The following is a 21,142-nucleotide window of genomic DNA, read 5'->3' on the forward strand; positions in this document are numbered from 1 at the left end:
CCGGTCAGAGGCGGTAGACCACCGCGTCGCCGACCTCTTCCCGGGTCACGCCCAGCCCGTCGACCGGCCGGTCGAGCATCCCCTCCCAGGGGGTGCCGCCGAGCCGGTCACGGAGCACCACCACGTTCTTCACACCCAGCCGCCGCAGGTAGTCGACGCTGCCGAAGTCGGGGAAACTGACCGTGGCATCGCGCACCTGGGCCTGGGAGTTCGGGGTGAAGCCGCTGCCCCCGTTGACCATCCGCTGGAACCGGTCGGTCGACCAGAGCATCACCGGCTGGTCCAGGTTCTGGCTGCTGGGCAGCACCAGCATCGGCCCGTCCACCGTCCGCATCACAGCCGGCTGCCGCGGCACCACCGGGTGCGGAGTGACGTTCAACCCCTCCACCACGACCAGCAGCAGCGGCACCAGGGTGGCCAGCCGCAGCCACGGACCCGGCCACGGCGGGACCCGCTCGGCGGCGAGCTCGCGTACGCGGGCGCAGAACGCGGTGACGGCGCCGGCCGCGAGCAGGCCGAGCAGGAGCGTGGTCCACAGCATCATCCGGCCCGGCGTCCGCAAGCCGTTCCAGCCCGGCAGGTGCTCGAAGAGCGGCACGTAGGTGAACCGGCCGCCGAAGAACCGGGTGCCCATGCCCAGCGCCATCGTCAGCAGCACCCCGGCCAGCAGGAAGAGCCGGTGGCGGACCCGCCAGACCGAGAAGAAGAGCCCGCCGGCGGCCAGCGCGTAGAGCGCGAAGCCGGGCAGCAACGTCATCTCCGGGTGCCAGGGCAGCACGGCCCGGGCGCCCTCGTGCAGCTCACCCCAGATCCGCGATTCCGCCGGGGCCGTGAAGAACCCGCTGGCCGGCGGCGAGTAGAGCTGGATCTCGCCCAGCGTCCGCGCCGCGTTCGGGTGCAGCTCCGACACCGTGAAGTACGGCACGGCCAGCAGGGCGCCCACCGCGGCGAAGACCAGCCCGCCGAGCAGGTCGGCCAGGAACAGCCGCCAGCCGAACGGGTGCTTCACCCAGCGCCGCCGCGCGAACCAGACGGCCGCCGCGACCAGCACGATGCCGGCCAGCAGGTACGCGAACGGCAGCCCGATGCCGAAGCCGAGGCTGAGCTGCCAGGCGGCCACCAGCCAGCCCGCGAACGCCCAGCCGGCATGCCGGCGCCGCGGCCGGTAGCCGTGCCGCAGCGACCAGCCGTGACCGCGGGCGAGCATGGCCAGCGCCAGCGGGATGCCGCCGTTGGAGATGATGTGCAGGTGCCCGGCCTGGGCCAGCAGCCAGGGCGCGTACGCGTAGCTCGCCCCGGCCACCGCACCGGCGATCCGGCCCGCCCCGAGCTGCCGCGCCAGCGCGTACGCCCCGAAGGTCGCGAGGGCGTGTGCCAGGACGAACAGGATGTTGTAGCGCAGCAGGGCGCCCTCGGGGCCGACCCCGATCATGCCGGCCGGGGCGTACCCGAGCAGGGTGTCAGAGAAGGCGAAGCTCCACGACTCGGGGAAGAACGTGTTCGAGTTCCACAGTTGCGCTGGGTCGGTCAGCAGGATGTGGCCGGACCAGGCCAGCTGCCACGACTGGAGGCTCGGGTCCCAGTAGTCCTGCGGCAGGGTGTAGCGCGGGTAGCGCAGCGTGGGCCAGGTCATCAGCGCGGCCAGCGCCAGCGAGGCGACGGCGGCCAGCGTCCACTCGTGCACCAGGAACCGGCCCACCGCCCGGACGATCCGCCGGGGCCGGGTGAGCACCGGATCCGGGGCGGGACCGAACGCCGTCCAGGGATCGGCAGGCTTGTCCCCGGCCTTGGCTGTCTCCGCCTTGCTGGTCCCGGCCTGGCTTCCGGTTCCGCTCTTGTCGGTCCCGCTCTTGTCGGTCCCGACCTTCCCCGTCTCGGCCTTGTCGCCGCTTCCGGTCTTGTCGCCGGTCTCGGTCTTGCCGCCGATCGTGGCCTTGCCGTCGGTCTTGTCGCCGGTCGTGGTCTTGCCGTCGGTCGTGGTCTTGCCGTCGGTCTTGTCGTCGGTCGTGGCCTTGCCGTCGGTCTTGTTGTCCGTCGTGGCCTTGCCGTCGGCTCGGGCAGCGCCGTCCGCGGCGGCCGCCTCCGCGGCGTCCCTGTCGGCCTTGTCACCGCTGCTCGCGGTTGCGGCGGCGCTCTCGGCGGGGCCACCGCCCCGCCCCGCCTCGGCGGCCGGCGCCGGCCCGTCTCCGGGGGCCGGCTCCGTGGCGCCGGTCCCGTCCGGTGGCGCGCCCGCCCTGGCGCCCTTCTTTCGCGCCCGCCGACGGGCGGTCTTCCCCGGCTTCGCGTCGGACGCGGTGTCGCCGGTGGCCGGCTGCGGCGCGCTGTCGGCCCGGCCGCCGGTCGCGTCGGACTGCTCGGTGGTCATGCCGTCGCGCCCAACTGCCCGCGCAGGAACGCGATGTCGGCCGCCTGGCCCTCGGCGCCGCCCGGTGTCTCCACGATCACCGGCGCGCCCGCCGCCCGGATCACCGCGACCACCAGCTCCGGGTCGATGGTGCCGCCGGTCAGGTTGTCGTGCCGGTCCTGACCGGAGTTGAACGTGCCCTTGGAGTTGTTCGCGTGGATCAGGTCGATCCGGCCGGTGATCGCCTTCACCCGGTCGACCAGCCCCAGCAGCTCCTCGCCCCCGGCGTGCGCGTGACAGGTGTCGAGGCAGAAGCCCACCTCGTAGTCGCCGAGCGTGTCCCAGAGCCGGGCCAGCGCGTCCAGGTGCCGGGCGCAGGCGTTGTCGCCGCCGGCGGTGTTCTCGATCAGGATCGGGAGCGGGAAGCCGCCGGAGTCCGCCGCGTACTTGAAGGTCTTCCGCCAGTTGTCGAAGCCGACGGCGAGGTCGTCACCGGCGTTGACGTGGCCGCCGTGCACGATCAGTCCCTTGGCGCCGACCTCGGCCGCGGCCGCGGCGTGGCCGAGCAGCAGCTTGCGGCTGGGGATGCGGATCCGGTTGTTCAGCGTGGCCACGTTGATGACGTACGGCGCGTGCACGTAGAGGTCGACGTCGGCGGCCCGCAGGCGCTCGGCGTCCGCCCGCGGCTTCGGGGCCTTCCAGCCCTGGGGATCGGCGAGGAAGAACTGCACCGCCTTGGCGTCCCGGGCGGCCGCCTCGGCCAGCGGGTCGGTCGGATCGACGTGGGCTCCGATTCGCATGCACGGCAGCCTACGTCGCGCCCCCGACGCACGGGGTTCCCGCGCGCGGGGGCTCCGTGGTACGGATCGCGTCACCACCCGGCCCGGTGGTCGTTGTCCGAGGTGGGATCGATGGTCGACGCTCCGGCCGCACGCGGGTCCACAGCGCGTACGGCGAAGCGGAGGCCCCCGGCAACGGGACGCCCCGCCGTGCGGCCCGGCACGACGGGGCGGGATCCGCTCGTCACACCTGAAGGTCGCCGCAGAATCAGTCCGGCGAATTCCTCCATTTCCCCCAAGAGGTGACGAGAGCCGTTGTATGGTCAGACCAGGTAACAACACGATAAAGCTCCGCGGGGCGTCCTCGATCCAACCTCATCGGTGTGGTCGTTCCTCCCCAGGTCCCACCCAAGGAATGCGGACGGGACGCCCCGCGGCCCTGTGGACAGGGGTCCACCTTCCGGTACGCGACACCGGAGGTGGGCCCCTGTCGCCGCGCCCGGACGCCGTGGCCGACCGGCCCGGGCATGATCGTCCGGACCGGGTATCCTGGTCCGGTTGTCCGCGTCCGGCCGGGTTCCCCCGGCTCCGGTCACGGCAGCGACGCACGACCTCCTGCCACGGAAGGACCGTGGCCGCTTAGCCCACAGGAGGTGAGCACGTCTTGCGTCATTACGAAGTCATGGTGATCCTCGACCCCAGCCTCGAGGAGCGCACCGTCGCCCCGTCGCTCGACACGTACCTGAACGTGATCCGGACCGCGGGTGGCTCGGTGGAGAAGACCGACGTGTGGGGCCGCAGGCGCCTCGCGTACGAGATCAACAAGAAGGCCGAGGGCATCTACGCCGTCATCGACCTCCAGGCGTCGCCGGAGGCCGTGGCTGAGCTGGACCGTCAGCTCCGACTCAACGAGTCGGTGCTGCGCACCAAGGTCATCCGGCCGGAGATGCGCTAAGCATTCAACCCCGGTTCGCCCGGATCAGCCTCATCGGCTCTGTCGCACGGCTCTGAGAGCCTGTACGGCGAGATCTGATGAGTGCGCGAGGAGATGGTCATGGCAGGAGACACCACCATCACGGTCATCGGCAACCTGACCGATGACCCCGAGTTGCGGTTCACCCCGTCGGGTGCGGCGGTCGCCAAGTTCCGGGTCGCTTCGACGCCCCGGTTCATGGACAAGACCACCAACGAATGGAAGGACGGCGAGCCGCTCTTCCTCTCGTGCACGGTCTGGCGGCAGGCCGCCGAGAACGTCGCCGAGTCGCTGCAGCGCGGCGCCCGCGTGATCGTGTCCGGCCGGCTGCGTCAGCGGTCGTACGAGACGCGCGAGGGTGAGAAGCGCACCGTCATCGAGCTGGAGGTCGACGAGATCGGCCCGTCGCTGCGCTACGCCACGGCGAAGGTGCAGAAGATGTCCCGCTCGGGTGGCGGCGGTGGCGGCTTCGGTGGTGGTGGCCAGGGTGGCGGCGGAGGCAACTTCGACGACCCCTGGGCCTCGGCTGCGCCGGCTCCCTCGCGCGGTGGTTCGGGCGGCGGAAACTTCGACGAGGAGCCCCCGTTCTAATGGCGCCGAGCGCCCGCGATCGCAAACCAGGAGCAAGAGCAATGGCCAAGGCTGCGGCACTTCGCAAGCCGAAGAAGAAGGTGAACCCGCTCGACAAGGACGGGATCACCTACATCGACTACAAGGACACCGCGCTGCTGCGCAAGTTCATCTCCGACCGCGGCAAGATCCGCGCTCGACGGGTGACCGGCGTTACCTCGCAGCAGCAGCGGCAGATCGCCCGTGCGGTCAAGAACGCCCGCGAGATGGCGCTCCTGCCGTACACGGCCACGGCCCGCTGAGAGGAGGCACCGACATGAAGATCATCCTGACTCAGGAGGTGTCCGGCCTCGGTGCCCCGGGCGACATCGTCGAGGTTAAGGACGGCTACGGCCGTAACTACCTGCTGCCGCAGGGCTTCGCGATCGCCTGGACCAAGGGCGCGGAGAAGCAGGTCACGGTCATCCAGCGGGCCCGCGCGGCCCGCGAGATCCGCGACCTCGACCACGCCAACGAGGTCAAGGCCCAGGTCGAGGGTCTGAAGGTCAACCTGAAGGCCCGCGCCGGCGACGGCGGCCGGCTGTTCGGCTCGGTCACCCCGGCCGAAATCGTCGACGCCGTCAAGGCGGCCGGCGGTCCGACCCTGGACCGTCGTCGGCTGACGCTGCCCAGCACCATCAAGTCGCTCGGCGCCTACCCGGTCAGCATCCGGCTGCACCCCGAGGTGACCGCCAAGTTCGACCTGAACGTGGTCAAGGGCTGACACCCGACAGCACGACGGAAGGGCCCGCACCGACACCCGGTGCGGGCCCTTCCGCATGTCCGAGGGCGGACGCCGCTCCCGGCGTCACCCGATCGGCTGGCCCGTCACCGCACTGATCACCACGGTCGAGAGCCCGCCGCCCACCACAGCCGCCGCCAGCGCCACCGTCGCCGACCGCCAGGTCGTGCCGACCCGACGCAGCACCACCGCCACCACGAGACTGCTCAGCAGGGCCAGCCCGAACCGGGGCGCCCCCGCCACCAACGAGGCGATGGCGTGCGCCCGCTGCGAGTCGCAACCGCCCCCGGTGATGTCCGTGACGCACCCGGCCGGCGGCTGCCCGTCGAGGAACAGCAAACCGACGATGAGCAGCAACGCCGGCACCAGATAGCACGAAGCCGTGTAGAACAGCGACCGCAGCGGACCACCCGGATCCGGGCCGAGCAGGTCGTCCTCCAGCGGGCGCCCCCACGACCCGGCGCCCACCGGCTCCACCCGCCGTCGCAGCGTCGACGCCCCGGCCCGCCCCGCCACCACCGGCTCCACCGGGCGACGCCGGGGCGCCGGACGCGGCGCGGGTGCGGCGACCATCGGCGACCGCGGGGCCGACGGCGGCGTCTCCGTCCAGCGGGGATCGTCACCGGCCAGCCGCGTCCCGGACCAGAACGCCTCGGCCCGCTCCGGCGACGCCCAGCCCTCCCGGACCGGCACCGGCGGCGCCGTCCGGTCCCACTGGTCGACCTCCGCGTACCGCTCGCCGGCGCCGGCCTCCCGGACCCGGTCCCACGGGCCGGTGTCGGCCTGCCGGTCCCACTGGCCGGTGTCCGTGAACCGGTCCCACTGGCCGGTGTGCTCCGTCCGGTCCCAGCGGCTCTCCGCCTGATCCCACCGGCCGGCGGTGGCCGAACGCCCCCAGGCGTGCACGCCCGACGCGTCCCACGGGTCGACCGCCTGCTGCTCCGCCGGATCCGGCTCGGCCACCCGGCCGCGCTCCCACGGGTCCACCGCCGGCCGCGACCAGGAATCCGCCTCCGGCCGTGACCAGGAATCCGCCTCCGGCCGCGACCAGGAATCCGCCGTCGTGCGCCGGCTACGCCGGGTCGGCCGCTCGGCTTCCCGCCGGTCGCCGTCGTCGTCCGACGCGGGCGCCTCCTCCAGCCCCGACCAGGTCACCTGCGGCCGCCGGGTCGCCGCGCGACGCGGCCGGCTCCGCGGGGCCACCCCGGAAACCGGCTCGCCCTCGAAACCGTCGGCCCGCCGGCTCCCGACGTACCCCTGATCCTGTGGGGTGTCCAGGGTCCACTCGGCGGTGTGCTCGGACACCGGGCCGGCGCCGATGGCGCGCAGGTCGCGGCGGTCGTCCTCGCGGCGCCAGCCGGTGTCGGCCCGCCAGCCCCCGCCCGAGTACGGCGGCTCGACGTCCTCGTCGTCGTCGCGTGCGGCGTGCCGACCCCCGCCGTCGGCCCGACGGATCCCGGACTCCAACGCCCACCGGGGAAGGTAGGCGTCCACCGGCTCGTCCTGGCCGCGCTCGACGGCGCGCCGCCGACTCGGCGTGCGGTAGCTCTCGGGGGCGGACGACACGACCGGGAGCGGACCGGCGGGAGCGTCCCAGGAGGCGCTCGGCCGGCGCTCGCGCGGGCTGCCCTCCCCGCTTCCCCAGTCCCGGTTTCTCACGGCGGGAGCGTGACCCTTCTCGACCGAAAGTGCAATCCGCAGTCCAGGTGTAGCCGTTCGCAGAGATAGTACGGGACGAACGGCGCCCAAGCTCGACCTGAAATCTTCCGTCCACAGGGTGGGGATCGCGAAACCGCAGGTCAGCGCCGAGCGAGCCGAAATTCCCCATCACTTATCCACACCCTGTGCACACCCTGCGCACATGCCTGCCCACCGGCGTCCACAGGTTGTCCCGAGGCTCGTCCACCGGTGCTGTTGAGTGGCTGACCTCGGGTTCCGTATCGTGGTCCCCCGACCGTCCGGGCGATGGCCCCCGATCGACCGGAGGGTCGTCGGAATTTGTCATACCCCGGCGGTAGAGCTGGATCCGATCCGACGCAGCAAGGGGGGACCCGTGTCGGTCACCGACGAGACGCGCTCGGAGCGGCCCGGGGGGCCACCGCCCGCACCACAGCAGCGGGACGGCCAGTTCGAGAAGACCCCGCCCCAGGACGTGGCCGCCGAGCAGTGCGTCCTCGGTGGCATGCTGCTCTCCAAGGACGCCATCGCGGACGTCGTCGAGATCCTCAAGTCGAACGACTTCTACCGCCCGGTGCACGCCACCATCTTCGACGCGATCCTCGACATCTACGGCCGGGGCGAGCCGGCCGACCCGATCACCGTGGCCGCCGCGCTCGCCGACTCCGGCGACCTGGCCCGAATCGGTGGCGCGCCCTACCTGCACACGCTGATCGCCAGCGTCCCCACGGCCGCCAACGCGGCCTACTACGCCCGCATCGTCGGCGAGCGCGCGGTGCTCCGCCGGCTGGTCGAGGCCGGCACCCGGATCGTCCAGCTCGGCTACGGCACCGGCCAGGGCGGCAGCCGCGACGTCGACGACGTCGTCGACCTCGCCCAGCAGGCCATCTACGAGGTCACCGAGAAGCGGGTCAGCGAGGACTTCGCCGTCCTGGCCGACATGCTCCAGCCGACCCTCGACGAGATCGAGGCGGTGGGCGCGCAGGGCGGGGTGATGACCGGTGTCCCGACCGGGTTCAGCGACCTCGACCGCCTGCTCAACGGCCTCCACCCGGGGCAACTAATCATCGTGGCGGGCAGGCCAGGTTTGGGAAAATCAACCGCATCTATGGACTTTGCCCGGAATGCTGCTATTCGTGCCAACCAGGCGGCGGCGATCTTCTCCCTGGAAATGAGCAAGGTCGAGATCGTCATGCGACTCCTCTCGGCCGAGGCGCGCGTACCGCTGCACGTGTTGCGCAGCGGCCAGCTCTCCGACGACGACTGGACCAAGCTGGCCCGGTGCATGGGCGAGATCAGCGAGGCGCCGCTCTTCGTCGACGACACGCCGAGCATGAACCTCATGGAGATCCGGTCCAAGGCACGGCGACTCAAGCAGAAGCACGACCTCAAGCTGATCGTGGTCGACTACCTCCAGCTGATGACCTCGCCGAAGCGCACCGAGAGCCGGCAGCAGGAGGTCGCGGACCTGTCCCGTGGCCTGAAGCTGCTGGCCAAGGAGGTCGAGTGCCCGGTGATCGCGGTCAGCCAGCTGAACCGTGGCCCGGAGCAGCGCACCGACAAGCGACCTCAGTTGTCGGATCTGCGTGAATCGGGATCGATCGAGCAGGACGCCGACGTCGTCATCCTGTTGCACCGCGACGACTACTACGACAAGGAGTCACCGCGCGCCGGGGAGGCGGACCTGATCGTCGCCAAGCACCGAAATGGACCGACTGACACGATCACGGTTGCCGCCCAGCTGCATCTTTCGCGCTTCGTCGACATGGCGATCGTCTGACCCGTACCGGCGGAGCGGTCAGCCGAGCAGGGGGAACCAGCCGGCGGCCTCGCCCAGCTCCAGCCGGTCGCGGTCGGTGAGTGGCACCCGGCCGGTGGCCTTGAGCAGGTAGTCCCGGTCGTCCCAGCCGGTCGGCCGGACGGCGTCGTCGCTGAGCAGCCCGTCCACCGTGGCCACCGCCACCCGGGTGGGGGCCTCCGCGGGGAGCGGTGCGCCGGGCAGGTCCACCACCAGGTCGAGGTGGTGGATGACGGCCTCGGTGGTCAGGGTGGCGAGGAAATCGGGTACGCGCAGCACGTGCCCCTGCGTGGTCACGTGCCCGTCGGGGTCGGCGGCGGCGGCCGCCCGGACGGCGGCGGGCGCGGTGTCGGACCAGATGCGCACCACGCCGGTGGGCCGGTCGAAGGCGGCGGCGGAGCGCCGCGCCCACCAGGCGTGTTTCGTGCTCGCCTCGTCGTCGCCGCCCGGGGTGAACGCGCGCCAGTAGCTGACGTCGTCGACGTCGGCGGGCCCGGGTGCCGGGCTGGCGAGGGCGACCAGCGCCCGTTGCGCGTCGCAGAGCACGTGGAAGAGCAGGTCGGCGACGAGCCAGCCTCGGCAGCGGGTGGGTCGTTGCAGGCCGGCGTCGTCGAGTGGGGTGACGACGGCGGTGATGCCGTCGTACGCCTGCGCCAGCGCCTCGTGCGGCCGGATCGCGGTCATGCCGTGCAGCCTGCCACGGCGTGGCGGAGTCGGCACGACGGTGACGCCGGGCCGGTGGGTCACCGGCCCGGCGTGGCGAGGGTCAGTCGAACAGTTCGCCGAGGAAGCCGCCGTGCTTCTTCTTGCGGCGGTAGTGGCCGTGGTAGCCGTAGTGCTGCTGGCCGTACGCGGGCTGCGCGTAGCCGTGGCCGGGCGGGGGCGGCGGCGGGACGGCGCCGTAGCCGGGCTGGTGGGGAGCGGCGGCGGGCGGTGGCGGCGGGGGCGGGGTGTAGCCGCCTCCGGCCGGCGCGGCCTGGCGGGCGCCGTGCTGCTGGTTCCAGTTCGCCTCGGCCTCGAACAGTTTCTCGAGTTCGCCGCGGTCGAGGAAGATGCCGCGGCATTCGCCGCACTGGTCGATGATCACTCCGCTGCGCTCGTACTGGCGCATCTCTCCATGGCATTTGGGACAGGTGAGCTGCATGACACCGAAGGTACCCGGTGAAATCACGCGGTGGCGGTGAGCGCCTGAGTCACCTCGTCGTCGGCGACCTCGTGGAAGTCGTCGTAGTAGGCCCCGACGGCGGCGAAGTCGGGCGGGACCTGGGGGCAGATCACCTGGTCCGCCTCGGCGGCGAGCATCTCGTACGCCTGGTCCGAGCCGACCGGCACGGCCACGACCACGCGGGCGGCGCCCAGGTGGCGGGCCACCTGCACGGCGGCGCGGGCGGTGGCGCCGGTGGCCAGGCCGTCGTCGACGATGACGGCGGTGCGTCCGGCCAGGTCGAGCTGCGGGCGGCCACCCCGGTAGAGCTGCTCGCGGCGGTCCAGTTCGGTCTGCTCGCGCCGGCGTACCTCGGCGCGTTCGTCCGCGTCGATCCGGTCGGCGACCATGTCGTTGAGCACCTGCACCCCGCCGGGGCCGAGCGCGCCGTACGCGACCTCGGGGGCCCAGGGCATGCCGAGCTTGCGGACCACCAGCACGTCCAGCGGCGCGCCGAGCCGTTCGGCGATCACCTGGGCGACGGGTACGCCGCCGCGGACCAGCCCGAGGACGATGACGTCGGGTCGCCCGGCGAGGTCGCCGAGCCGGTCGGCGAGCATGCGTCCCGCCTCGGCCCGGTCGCGGTAGGTGGTCATGCCTCAGGTCTACGCCTTCCGGCCGGGTCGTGCCGGCCAGTTGCCGGGATAGGCGGCCCGGTGACGACCTCGGGGCGGCGCTCGGCGAGCGCGAGGGCGGGGGCGAGGACCAGCAGGGCGATCGGGTAGAGCAGGTAGCCGAAGCGGGTGGAGGGCATCAGCAGGATCGCGGCGAGCAGTCCGTACCCGCAGATCAGCGCGGTGGCGGCGGCGGTGCGCGGCGGGCGGCGCAGCAGCCGGACGGCGATCACGACCGCGACGGCGGCGAGCAACGCGGCGGCGACCAGCCGGCCGGCGGGCAGCGCGCTCGCGATCAGGTGGCCGGGGAACGGGGACTGCGCGGGGCTGGTCACGAGCCCGTGCCCGAGCGGGAAGCGCAGCACGTTCTCCACGAGGGCGTCGCGGTCGACGAGCAGCACGGGCAGCAGGGCGAGGACCGGCAGGCCGAGGGCGCCGAGGGCGGTGCGCAGGCCGGCCCGGCGGGTGACGGCCCAGCAGACCAGCACGACCGCCACCGGCAAGGCGAAGAGCTTCAACGCGCCGGCCGCGCCGACCGCGAGGCCCGCGCGGCCGGGCCGGCCGGCGGCGGCGAGTGCGAGGGCGAGCAGGCAGAGCGCGAGTACGGGTAGGTCGTCGCCGCCGGTGGCGAGGGTGAGCGCGCAGATGGGCAGGACGGTTACGGCCTGCGCGGCGCGCAGCACGGCGGCGGCGGGGCGGGGGCCGGTGGGGCCGGCGGTGGTCCGGAGGGTGCGCACGGTGGCGGCCAGCACCAGCGCGGTGACGAGGGCGAACCAGACCCGCGCGTCGGTCCACCAGGCGTCGGCGGCGGCCCGGGGCAGCCCGAACAGCGCCATCCCGGGCTGGTAGGGGGTGTAGCCGAGCAGTTGCTCGCCGGCGGGCAGGGCGGCGATCGCGTCGTGCCCGAGGTAGGGGGTGCCGTGTTCGGCGAGCCGCGCGCCGGCGTGCTCGACCACGATCACCTCCTCCTGCGCCCGGTCGGTCCGGCCGCCGGCCCGCTGGACGCTCTGGGCGACCACCGGCAGCAGCGCGGTGGTGGCCCAGGCGAACGCGGTGACCGCCCAGCGGGCGGGCAGCCCGGCGAGGGGGGCGCCGGGACGCCGGCGTCGGGTCAGGAGTTGAGCGGTCGCGGCGAGCGCCGCCAGGGCGTAGCCGGTGGTGGCGAGGGTGCCCCAGGCGCGGTGCGGCAGCAGCGTGGAGGTGGCGGCGGTGACCGCGGCGAACAGGGCGGAGACGGCGTAGAGGCCCACGTCGAGGGCGAGGCCGCCGGCGGCGGTGTCGATCGCCCGCCAGCGGCGGAGAGCGGGGGCGGTCCGGTCGGCGTCGGCGGTCACGCGGGCCAGTCTGGCAGACGGGCACGGCGTCCCCGCTGCGGATCTTCGCGGGGCGGCGGTGGTCAGGGGGTGGCGGCGCGGTTGCGCCCGCCGCCGGTGCGGCGGCCGGGCAGGCGGATCACCGCGCCCGCGTCGTGCAGCGGCGGCGCGAGGGCGCCCGGGCGACCCCCGGCTCCCCGCTGGAGGGCGGCGAGCAGCGTGCCGGAGGGCAGCGGCCGCGCGAACAGGTGGCCCTGGCCGGCGGCGCAGCCCAGCTCCCAGAGCGCGCGCCGCTGCGGCTCGCTCTCCACGCCCTCGGCCACGACGGTCAGGTCGAGGCTGCGGCCCAGGTCCAGGGTGGAGCGGATCACCGCGGCGGCCTCGGTGGCGCTCTCCATGGCGGTGACGAAGCTCCGGTCGATCTTCAGCTCGTGCACCGGGATCCGGGAGAGCAGCGAGAGCGAGGAGTAGCCGGTGCCGAAGTCGTCCAGGGCCAGCCGTACGCCGGAGTCGCGCAGCCGGCTGAGCACCCGGTCGACCACGTCGAGCTGGCTGAGGGTGAGGGTCTCGGTCAGCTCCAGCACCAGCCGGTCCGGCGGCAGGTCGTGCGCCCGCAGCCGGGCCAGCACCGCACCGGGGAAGCGGGCGTCGAGGAGGCTGCGCGGTGACACGTTCACCGAGACCGGCAGGTCGAAGCCGGCGTCCCGCCAGGAGCCGGCCGCGATCAGCGCCTGGTCGAGGATCGCCTCCGCGAAGGCGGGCAGCAGCCCGGAGCGCTCGACCGCCTCGATGAAGCGCAGCGGGTCGATCATGCCGTGCGTCGGGTGGTGCCAGCGGGCCAGCGCCTCCGCGCCGATCACCTCGCCGCTGCCCAGGTCGACGAGCGGCTGGAAGTTGACGGTGAACTCGTGGTCGGCGACCGCCCGGGGCAGCTCGCCGCCGAGGGTGAGCCGACCCAGGTCGGCGGTGTCGCGGGTCGGTGCGTACGTGGCGATCCGCTGGCCGGCCCGCTTGGCCTGGTACATCGCCACGTCGGCGCGGCGCAGCAGCTCGGGCATCCCCCCGCTGGCCGGAGCGACCGCGATGCCGCCGCTGGCCTCCACGCTGATCCGCATGCCGTCCAGGTCGAGCGGCTCGTGCAGCGCGGCGAGCAGCGCCTCGGCCCGGTGCGCCGCGACCGCCGGGGCGGGGAGACCGCGCAGCAGCACGGCGAACTCGTCGCCACCGAGGCGGGCCACCAGGTCGTCGGGGCGGGCCGCGCCGCGCAGCCGGTCGGCGACCTGCGTCAGCACGCGGTCGCCGGCGCCGTGCCCGAGGGTGTCGTTGACCTCCTTGAAGTGGTTGAGGTCGATCAGCACCAGGGCGGTGACGCCGTCGGCGTGCCGGTTGGTGAGCTGCTCGGTGCCCTCGTCGAGCAGGTGCCGGCGGTTGGAGAGCCCGGTGAGCGCGTCGTGGGTGGCGGCGTACGCGTGCTCGTCGGCGATCCGGGCCAGCTCGGCGTACGCCTGGGCGTTGCGGACGGCGGTGCAGAGCGCCGAGGCGAAGGTGCGCAGGGTGTACTGCTCGCGCTCGGACAGCTCGACCGGCCCGGCGAACCGCAGCCGCAGCACGCCGAGGTCGACCGCCCGGTCGTGTCCTTCCAGCGCGACGGGCATGACCCTGCCGTCCACCGTGCTGGGCTCGGGGGTCGCCCCGTCGTACGCGATGCCGCCGGCGTTGCCCCGGACCGTGCGCCCCCGGTCGCGCAGCTCGATCTCGACCTCGTCGGCCGAGAAGAGCTCGGCGGCCTCGGTGACGGCGGTGGTCAGCACTTCGTCGAGGTCGACGACGTTGAGCGCGTCGGTGGCCCGGGCGAGCCGCTGCCAGGCCTGCTGCTCGGTGCGGGTGCGGACCCGCGTCGAATAGGCGAGGTGCAGGCTGAGCACCAGCGGCGGCACGGCGAGCAGCAGCCGGGGGTCGGCCCGGAGGATCAGCACCGTGGCGGCGGCCACCACGAACCGGACGGCGAAGCCGCCGATCCGCAGGTCCAGGTCGCTGCGGAACTGCCGGAGGATGCGGGTGCCGGAGGCGAGTGCGATGACCGGCATCGCCAGGAGGTCGTCGAGGAGCGCCGCGGCCAGGTAGACGATGCTCAGGGTGCCGATGAGGCTGCCGATCGGAGGCGACGAGCCGGGCCAGTGGAGGAATCCGGCGACGGCCACCGTGCCGCCGGCGATCAGCACGTTCTTGCCGATGCCGAAGGCCGCCTTGATGGCGGGGAGACGTAGGACCGCGGAGGCGCCGGCCACGCCCAGTACCGTGCTCACGACGACCCATGAGGGCGGGGTGATCGCGACACCGATGACGATGGCGGTCTCGACCCACGCGATAGAGTGGGTGGTCGACCGGATCCGGACGGATGTCTTGACGATCCCGCCGACCGCGATCATGAAGGTCAGCGTGGCGAACGTGGCCACGTCCCGGACGGAGCTGGGCGGCGTCCGCACCAGGAAGGCCGTCGCGGCGATCGTCACCGTGGACGCGAGGACGACGATGAGACCGACGAGCGTCAGCAGGTGCCGATCGGTCTCAACATCGCGTCGTCCGTCGGTGCGGCTCACCCAGCTCCAGTGACTGATCGGCTGAAGCCTGGACCGGCATCAACCAGCAGGTTCGATGCCAGGAGCCTACCGCGAGGGGTTCTCGGGGTGAAGTCCCGCAGTTTCAGTGCCACTCGCTGCCGCGCATAGCCTGACTCCTTCCGACTCTCTTTCGAAGCGTTCGAAGGTTCCTTCAGAACCTCGAATGCAGCTTAGGAGCAGGAGGTGTCCAGTCAGAAGATATAAATGTCGGTATGCGCGATATTAGCCAACACTGTGGCGTTATATGACGTTCTGTCCACGACCGTTGTGCGGAGCGGAGTGGCTCCTATCCCGCATGTGCCTGCCCGGTAGCCGAGCGCGACCGCGTAGCTGTGGAACTTGCACCTCGCTTGCCAGACTGGACAGTTGCTCGTTCATTTTCAACCTCGCTTCGGTCGAGGGTCCGAACCGGAATGGGCGACGCACTCGCGTAAATACCCGGTAGCAGCTCGGTGGCCCGCGGGGACGTAGAATTCGGATGCGATCGATTGAGGTGCACTAAATCCGGAGTCGGCCAGCGTGGATATTCGAGTCCTGGGTGGTCTCGCCGTACGGACCGAGGACGGGTATCTGCATCTCGGCACACCGAAACAGCAACTCGTGTTCGCCATGCTCGCCTTGGAGGTGGGCCGGCTGGTCACCCTCGACGGGCTGGTGGACGAGCTCTGGCCGGAGGAGCCGCCACGATCCGCCGTCCCCAACGTGCGGACCTACGCCGCGAATCTCCGACGGAGCCTGGAAGCGGCGACCGCCGGGCGGGTGACAGTCGCCCGCGAACACGGCGGCTACCGCCTTGAAGCCGAGCCGAGCCAGGTCGACCTGGTCCGCCTCACCGCCGGGTGGCACCAGGCGCGTGAGCTGGCCGAGGCGGGGGACCGGCTCGGAGCTGCCTCGTTGCTCACGGACGTGATCGGAGCCTGGTCGGAGCCGCTGCTGGCCGGGCTGCGACCGGGTCCCACCCTGGCCGCGCGGCGTGAGGCGGTGGACCGCGAGCGGCAGGCGGCTGTGGAGCTGTTCGCCGAACTGCGACTGGGAAGCGGCGGCGCCGACCTGGCCCTCCCGCTCCTGCGTGCCCACGCGTCGCGGCATCCGCTGCGGGAACCCGCCCAGGTCCTGCTCATGCGGGCGCTCATCCGGACCGACGACCTCAGCGAGGCGCTCGCCGTCTACCAGGCCACGCGCGACGCGCTCGCCGAGCAGCTCGGTGTCCCGCCCGGGCCCGAGCTGGAACGACTCCACCGCGCCGCGCTCGAGGCGCGGCGAGCACGGCGCAGGTCCGGGGGCGGCCGGGTGGAGGCTGTTCCGAACGGACGGAGCGCGGATGCCGGCCGCGGACCGAACTGGCTGCCACGGGTGGTGACCGACTTCGTCGGGCGGCGGGAGCTGGTCGAACGGATGCTCGACGACATCACCACCGGCCACGAGACGGGACCGGTGGTGCGCGTGATCGACGGCATGGCGGGCTGCGGCAAGACGACCCTCGCCGTGCATCTCGCCAACCGTCTCGCCGATCGGTTTCCGGGTGGGCAGCTGTTCATCGACCTGGGTGGCCACGCGGAGGGAGCGCCGGTCCCGCCCGCGTCCGCGCTGGTCACCCTGCTCCGCCAGGTGGGTCTGCCGGCCGGTCGGATCCCGGGGGAACTGCCGGACCGGATCGAGATGTGGCGGCGGGAACTCGCCCGCCGCAGGGCCGTGGTGGTGCTCGACAACGCCGCGGACAGCGCCCAGGTCGAGCCCCTGCTGCCCGTCACCGGGCGTGCCGTGGTCCTGGTGACCAGCCGGCGCCGTCTCCTGGCGCTCACCGAGCGGCCCTCGGTGTCGCTTCCCGTGCTCTCCGAGCCCGACGCGCTTGCCCTGCTCACGACCCTTGTCGGAGAGCAGCGGGTCCAGGCCGATCCCGACGGCGCGGCGGAGATGGTCCGCATCTGTGGCGGGCTCCCGCTCGCCATCCGGCTGGCCGGCACCCGGCTGGCCCACCGCCCGGCCTGGAGCATGTCCGACATGGCCCGCCGGCTGGCGGGGAAGCCGGCGTTCCTTCCCCGGTTGCGGGCCGAGGCGCGAACCGTGGTCGAGGCATTCGCCGAGTCGTACGAGCCGCTCGGTGACTCCGCCAAGCGCGTCTTCCGGTCCTTCGGACTGGTGGCCGGGGGCCACCTCGACACCGCGATGGTCGGTGCGCTCACCGACCTGTCACTCGACGAGACCGCCGACCTGGTCGACGAACTGGTGGACCGGCACCTGGTGGAGGAGATCGCCGACGGGCGTTACCGCCTGCACGACCTGATGCGGCAGTACGCCTTCGAACTGTCGCTCCAGGCGGATCCGGAACCCGTGCGCAGAGCGGCGGCGGAGGGCCTCCTCGACCACGTCCTGCACTCGGTCGTGGTGGTCTCCGCGCCGATGGAGGAGAAGCGCCTGGTCGACCTGCAGCTCCGCCTGAAGGCACCACTGCGTCCGGATCTGCTCGCGGCGCGGCTGCCCGGTGACCTGGAGTGGCTGGAGGAGCACCGCCTCAACCTGAACTCCCTCGTCCGGCAGGCCGCCCGCGAGGGCCACGAGGCGCTGGCGTGGCGGCTGGCCCGCGCGGCCTGGCGGTTCTTCTACATGCGCAGCTACTTCGACGACATCTCCGCCACCCATGGCGAAGGACTTGTCGCGGCAAGCCGGGCGGGCGATCGGCACGCCGTCGCCCTCATGCACAACTACCTCGCCTCGGCCTGCGTCCGCACGGGCGCCTACCAGGAGGCGTCGGCGCACCTGCACGAGGTGGTGTCGATCCGCGCGGAACTCGGCGACGTCGAGGGCACCCAACGCGCCCGGGTCAACCTGGGCGTCGTGTACTGGCTCACCGGCCGCATCCGGGAGGCGCTCGACATCAACCGGGCAGCGGTGCGAGCGAGCGTCCTGGACAGTCTGCCCGTGCTGCCCAACCTGGGCCTCACCCTGCGGTTCCTCGGCCGGTACGACGAGGCCATGGCGGTCCACCGGCTGCAGCTCTTCGTCGCCCGGGTCAGAGGGGACCAGTTCCACCTGTCCAACGCGCTCGGTCATCTCGGCGGCGTCCGCTACCGCGCCGGGCAGAGCGCGCAGGCGGAGCGACTGCTCCGGGCCTCCCTGGCGCTGCAGGACCGCACCGGCAACGGCTTCGCGCGGGCGGAGACCCTCAGCCACCTGGCCGGGACGTACCGGCAGCTCGGCCGGCTGGGAGACGCCCTCCGGCACCACCACGCCGCGATCGAGACGGCGGCCAACTCCGGCGAACGCCACGTCCAGGCCGAGGCCCGCAACGAACTGGCCGTGACACTGCGGGCCGTCGGGCGGCAGGAGGAGTCGGCGGCGATGTTCCGCCAGGCGCTCGACATCGCCACCCGCATCGCCCACCCCTATGAGCAGGGCCGTGCGCTCAGCGGCCTCGCCGAGCACCTGGCGGACACCGATCCCGAGGAGGCGCGCCGGTACCGGCAGCGGGCCCTGGTGATCTTCGAGCGGATGGGCGTGCCTGAGCAGCACGAGATCCGCCAGCTGCTGGCGGAGGTCCGGCCGCATCGGGCCTGAACCGGTTTATCGATTTCTTATCGCACGACCCGTTAGCGTCGCCGGCATGTCGGCCAACGGGGGCGGTTCACTTCACGGGGGACCCGGCCGACGAGGCCCCCGCCGTCGTATTTCCCCCCAGCGAATCGACGGCGGGCAGGTGCGGGAGGGGTGCCGTGCGCGCCCCTCCCCGCCGACGGCCCGGAGCGCGCGTCCGGTCGTACCGGACGGATAGGCTCGCGGCCGTGACCGAACCCGCGCAGCTCACCCACGTCGACCCGGCCGGCGCGGCCCGGATGGTCGACGTCTCCGCCAAGCCGGTCTCCGGCCGGCTCGCGGTCGCCGCCGGCCGGCTCCGCACCACCGCCGAGGTGGTCGACCTGCTGCGCCGCGACGGCCTCCCCAAGGGAGACGCCCTGGCCGTCGGCCGGCTGGCCGGGATCATGGGGGCCAAGCGGACCCCCGACCTGATCCCGCTCTGCCACCCCATCGCCCTGCACGGCGTCACCGTCGACCTGCGCCTCACCGACGACACCGTCGAGATCACCGCCACGGCGAGGACCGCCGACCGGACGGGGGTCGAGATGGAGGCGCTCACCGCGGTGGCCGTCGCCGGGCTCGCCCTGGTCGACATGGTCAAGGCCGTGGACCCGGCGGCGTCGGTGGACGCGGTCCGGGTGCTCCGCAAGGAGGGCGGAAAGACCGGCGAGTGGGTCCGGCCGGAGGACCGGCCGTGATCCGCGCCCGGGTGATCGTCGCCTCGAACCGGGCGGCCGCCGGCGTCTACGCGGACACCAGCGGCCCGCTGCTCGTCGCCGGCCTGCGCGAGTTGGGCTGCGAGGTCGACGAGCCGGTGGTGGTGCCCGACGGCGAGCCGGTCGGCGCGGCGCTGCGGGCGGCCCGCGACGAGGGCGTCGACGTGGTGCTGACCAGCGGCGGCACGGGCGTCACGCCGACCGACCGCACCCCCGAGGCGACCCGCCCCCTGCTCGACTACGAGATCCCCGGCATCGCCGAGGCGATCCGGGCGCACAGCCGTGACGCGGTGCCGACGGCCGCGCTGTCGCGCGGGCTGGCCGGGGTGGCCGGCCGGATGCTGGTGGTCAACCTGCCCGGGTCGCGGGGCGGGGCGAAGGACGGGCTGGCGGTGCTCGGGCCGATCCTGGCGCACACCGTCGACCAGCTCCGCGGCGGCGACCACTGACCGGACGCCCCCGCCGCTGCGGCGCTAGGCTCGCCGGATGAGCACGGAAACCGCAGCCGCCGCGGCCGAGGTCGCCGCGCCGCCGGCCGGGTGGGACGAGGCCCGCTCCCGGGTGTACGCGGTGGGTCTCGCCGCCGCGCTCCCCACGGTCGGCCGGCCGCTCGCCGACGCCGACGGGCACACCCTGGCCGAGCCGCTGACGACGCGTACCGACCTGCCCGCGTTCCCGACCTCCAGCGTGGACGGCTGGGCGGTGCGCGGGGACGGCCCGTGGCGGGTGGTCGGCCGGGTGCTCGCCGGGCAGACCCCGCCCCCGCTGGAGGCCGACGGCAGCACGGTGGAGATCGCCACGGGTGCCATGGTCCCCGAGGGCACGGCGGCGATCCTGCGGATCGAGGAGTCGACCCGGGGCGCCGACGGCCGGGTGGCCGGCACGCCCCGCCCGGCGCCGGAGTGGCGGGAGCCGGGCGAGGAGGCGTACGCCGGGGAGGAGCTGCTGCCCGCCGGCACGCCCGTCGACCCGGCGGTGATCGGCCTGGCCGCCTCCTGCGGGCACGACACCCTGCCTGTGCGCCGCCGGCCCCGCGCCGCGCTGCTGGTCTTCGGTGACGAGCTGCTGACCGCGGGTCCGCCGGGGGCCGGCCGGGTCCGCGACGCGCTCGGGCCGGCGGTGCCCGCCTGGCTGCGCCGCTACGGCTGCCAGGTGAGCCCCACCGACGTGGTGGGCCCGGTGGCCGACACCCTCCCCGCCCACGTGGCCGCGCTGCGCGCCGCGCTCGCCGACGCCGATCTGGTCTGCACCACCGGCGGCACCATGCACGGCCCGGTCGACCACCTGCACCCGACGCTGGAGGCGCTCGGCGCCGACTACGTGGTGAACACCGTGGCGGTGCGGCCGGGCTTCCCGATGCTGCTGGCCCGGCTGGTCGACGGCGACGGGCGGGTCCGCTTCGTGGCCGGCCTGCCGGGCAACCCGCAGTCCGCCGTCGTCGCGCTGGTGTCGCTGGTCGCGCCGCTGCTCGCCGGACTGCAGGGCCGGCCGATGCCGGTGCTGCCGCAGGTCACGCTGGCCGAGCCGGTCGCGGGACGGGGTGACTACACCCATCTCGCCCTGGTGCGGTGGGACCGGGTGGCCGGCACCGCGCACCCGGTCCGCCACGTCGGCTCGGCGATGCTGCGCGGCCTGGCCGGCGCGGACGGCTTCGCGGTGATCCGGCCGGGCACGAGCGGCGCGGCGGGCGACCGGGTGCCGCTGGTGCCGCTGCCGCTGACCCCCGGGGAGCGGGCATGGTGAGCGCGGGGAGTGTGGGCGGTGTGGTGCTCGGCGCGGTGACCGACCGGCCGCTGGATCTGGCCGCGCACGAGGCGGCGGTCACCGACCGGCGCGCCGGCGCGGTGGTCTCGTTCCAGGGCGTGGTCCGCGACCACGACCACGGCCGGACGGTCCTGCTGCTGGAGTACGAGGGCCACCCGACCGCCGAGGTCGTGCTGCGCGAGGTGGCGGCCGAGATCGCCGCCGAGCCCGAGGTGTACGCGGTGGCCGTGTCGCATCGGATCGGCCCACTGGAGATCGGCGACGTGGCCCTGGTGGCGGCGGTCAGCACCGCGCACCGGGCGGCGGCCTTCGCGGCCTGCGCACGACTGGTCGACGAGGTGAAGGCGCGGCTGCCGATCTGGAAGCGGCAGGTGTTCGCCGACGGCACCGAGGAGTGGGTGAACTGCCCCTGACG

Annotated in this window: 18 protein-coding genes; 10 read left to right on the forward strand and 8 right to left on the reverse strand. The window is 73.4% G+C overall.

The annotated features are described in order from the left end of the window. Positions 1-4: 4 nt before the first annotated feature. Both ABZ452_RS18765 and ABZ452_RS18770 read right to left on the reverse strand, forming a co-directional pair. On the reverse strand, positions 5-2,365 hold the full coding sequence (locus ABZ452_RS18765; RefSeq protein ID WP_357944208.1) for a hypothetical protein: 2,361 nt from the start codon (positions 2,363-2,365) through the stop codon (positions 5-7). Further along, complete coding sequence (locus ABZ452_RS18770; protein WP_357944211.1) at positions 2,362-3,144, reverse strand: deoxyribonuclease IV; 783 nt, start codon at positions 3,142-3,144, stop codon at positions 2,362-2,364. Before ABZ452_RS18770 ends, ABZ452_RS18765 begins: the two co-directional genes overlap by 4 nt. A 643-nt stretch (positions 3,145-3,787) precedes the next feature. Between ABZ452_RS18770 and rpsF the strand changes: the two genes are divergently transcribed. From rpsF to rplI, 4 genes are all read left to right on the forward strand, one after another. Beyond that, on the forward strand, positions 3,788-4,078 hold the full coding sequence (rpsF, locus tag ABZ452_RS18775) for a 30S ribosomal protein S6 (protein WP_046563719.1): 291 nt from the start codon (positions 3,788-3,790) through the stop codon (positions 4,076-4,078). 81 nt (positions 4,079-4,159) lie between these two features. After that, positions 4,160-4,687, forward strand: coding sequence for a single-stranded DNA-binding protein (locus ABZ452_RS18780; RefSeq protein WP_357944213.1), 528 nt, complete (start codon positions 4,160-4,162; stop codon positions 4,685-4,687). A gap of 41 nt (positions 4,688-4,728) precedes the next feature. Beyond that, positions 4,729-4,968, forward strand: a complete 240-nt coding sequence (gene rpsR / locus ABZ452_RS18785; RefSeq protein ID WP_007073789.1) for a 30S ribosomal protein S18 — start codon at positions 4,729-4,731, stop codon at positions 4,966-4,968. A gap of 14 nt (positions 4,969-4,982) precedes the next feature. Beyond that, positions 4,983-5,429: a 50S ribosomal protein L9 gene (gene rplI, locus ABZ452_RS18790; protein ID WP_357944216.1), complete on the forward strand. Its 447-nt coding sequence runs from the start codon at positions 4,983-4,985 to the stop codon at positions 5,427-5,429. An 84-nt stretch (positions 5,430-5,513) separates the two neighbouring features. Here the strand turns inward: rplI and ABZ452_RS18795 are convergent, their stop codons facing one another. Next, positions 5,514-7,106, reverse strand: coding sequence for a hypothetical protein (locus tag ABZ452_RS18795; RefSeq protein ID WP_357944219.1), 1,593 nt, complete (start codon positions 7,104-7,106; stop codon positions 5,514-5,516). A gap of 394 nt (positions 7,107-7,500) precedes the next feature. Here ABZ452_RS18795 and dnaB point away from each other — a divergent pair, with 394 nt between their 5' ends. Further along, on the forward strand, positions 7,501-8,904 hold the full coding sequence (gene dnaB / locus ABZ452_RS18800; protein ID WP_357944221.1) for a replicative DNA helicase: 1,404 nt from the start codon (positions 7,501-7,503) through the stop codon (positions 8,902-8,904). Between the two features lie 18 nt (positions 8,905-8,922). Here dnaB and ABZ452_RS18805 read toward each other — a convergent pair whose 3' ends face one another. The 5 genes from ABZ452_RS18805 to ABZ452_RS18825 form a co-directional block, all read right to left on the reverse strand. After that, the gene (locus ABZ452_RS18805; RefSeq protein WP_357944223.1) at positions 8,923-9,606 is read right to left on the reverse strand and encodes a maleylpyruvate isomerase N-terminal domain-containing protein; all 684 of its coding nucleotides are present in this window, start codon (positions 9,604-9,606) and stop codon (positions 8,923-8,925) included. An 82-nt stretch (positions 9,607-9,688) separates the two neighbouring features. Continuing rightward, positions 9,689-10,066 carry a zf-TFIIB domain-containing protein gene (locus tag ABZ452_RS18810; protein ID WP_357944226.1) on the reverse strand — a complete coding sequence of 126 codons (378 nt, stop codon included), beginning with the start codon at positions 10,064-10,066 and terminating at the stop codon, positions 9,689-9,691. Positions 10,067-10,089: 23 nt separating this feature from the next. Then, on the reverse strand, positions 10,090-10,722 hold the full coding sequence (locus tag ABZ452_RS18815; protein ID WP_357944229.1) for a phosphoribosyltransferase family protein: 633 nt from the start codon (positions 10,720-10,722) through the stop codon (positions 10,090-10,092). Further along, complete coding sequence (locus ABZ452_RS18820; RefSeq protein ID WP_357944231.1) at positions 10,719-12,074, reverse strand: glycosyltransferase 87 family protein; 1,356 nt, start codon at positions 12,072-12,074, stop codon at positions 10,719-10,721. The genes ABZ452_RS18815 and ABZ452_RS18820 overlap by 4 nt, the downstream gene beginning before the upstream one ends. Before the next feature lie 62 nt (positions 12,075-12,136). Then, a complete protein-coding gene (locus tag ABZ452_RS18825; protein WP_357944233.1) occupies positions 12,137-14,653 on the reverse strand; it encodes a bifunctional diguanylate cyclase/phosphodiesterase in 2,517 nt (838 codons plus the stop codon). Positions 14,654-15,193: 540 nt separating this feature from the next. Between ABZ452_RS18825 and ABZ452_RS18830 the strand changes: the two genes are divergently transcribed. From ABZ452_RS18830 to ABZ452_RS18850, 5 genes are all read left to right on the forward strand, one after another. Then, a complete protein-coding gene (locus ABZ452_RS18830; protein WP_357944236.1) occupies positions 15,194-18,229 on the forward strand; it encodes a BTAD domain-containing putative transcriptional regulator in 3,036 nt (1,011 codons plus the stop codon). Positions 18,230-18,453: 224 nt separating this feature from the next. After that, positions 18,454-18,945 carry a cyclic pyranopterin monophosphate synthase MoaC gene (gene moaC / locus ABZ452_RS18835; RefSeq protein ID WP_151464469.1) on the forward strand — a complete coding sequence of 164 codons (492 nt, stop codon included), beginning with the start codon at positions 18,454-18,456 and terminating at the stop codon, positions 18,943-18,945. After that, positions 18,942-19,412, forward strand: coding sequence for a MogA/MoaB family molybdenum cofactor biosynthesis protein (locus ABZ452_RS18840; protein WP_357944239.1), 471 nt, complete (start codon positions 18,942-18,944; stop codon positions 19,410-19,412). Before moaC ends, ABZ452_RS18840 begins: the two co-directional genes overlap by 4 nt. A 37-nt stretch (positions 19,413-19,449) precedes the next feature. After that, positions 19,450-20,706, forward strand: coding sequence for a molybdopterin molybdotransferase MoeA (locus ABZ452_RS18845; RefSeq protein ID WP_357944241.1), 1,257 nt, complete (start codon positions 19,450-19,452; stop codon positions 20,704-20,706). Then, positions 20,700-21,140, forward strand: a complete 441-nt coding sequence (locus ABZ452_RS18850) for a molybdenum cofactor biosynthesis protein MoaE (protein ID WP_357944245.1) — start codon at positions 20,700-20,702, stop codon at positions 21,138-21,140. Before ABZ452_RS18845 ends, ABZ452_RS18850 begins: the two co-directional genes overlap by 7 nt. Positions 21,141-21,142 lie beyond the last annotated feature (2 nt).

This window comes from Micromonospora sp. NPDC005707 (assembly GCF_040631005.1).
GTDB lineage: Bacteria > Actinomycetota > Actinomycetes > Mycobacteriales > Micromonosporaceae > Micromonospora.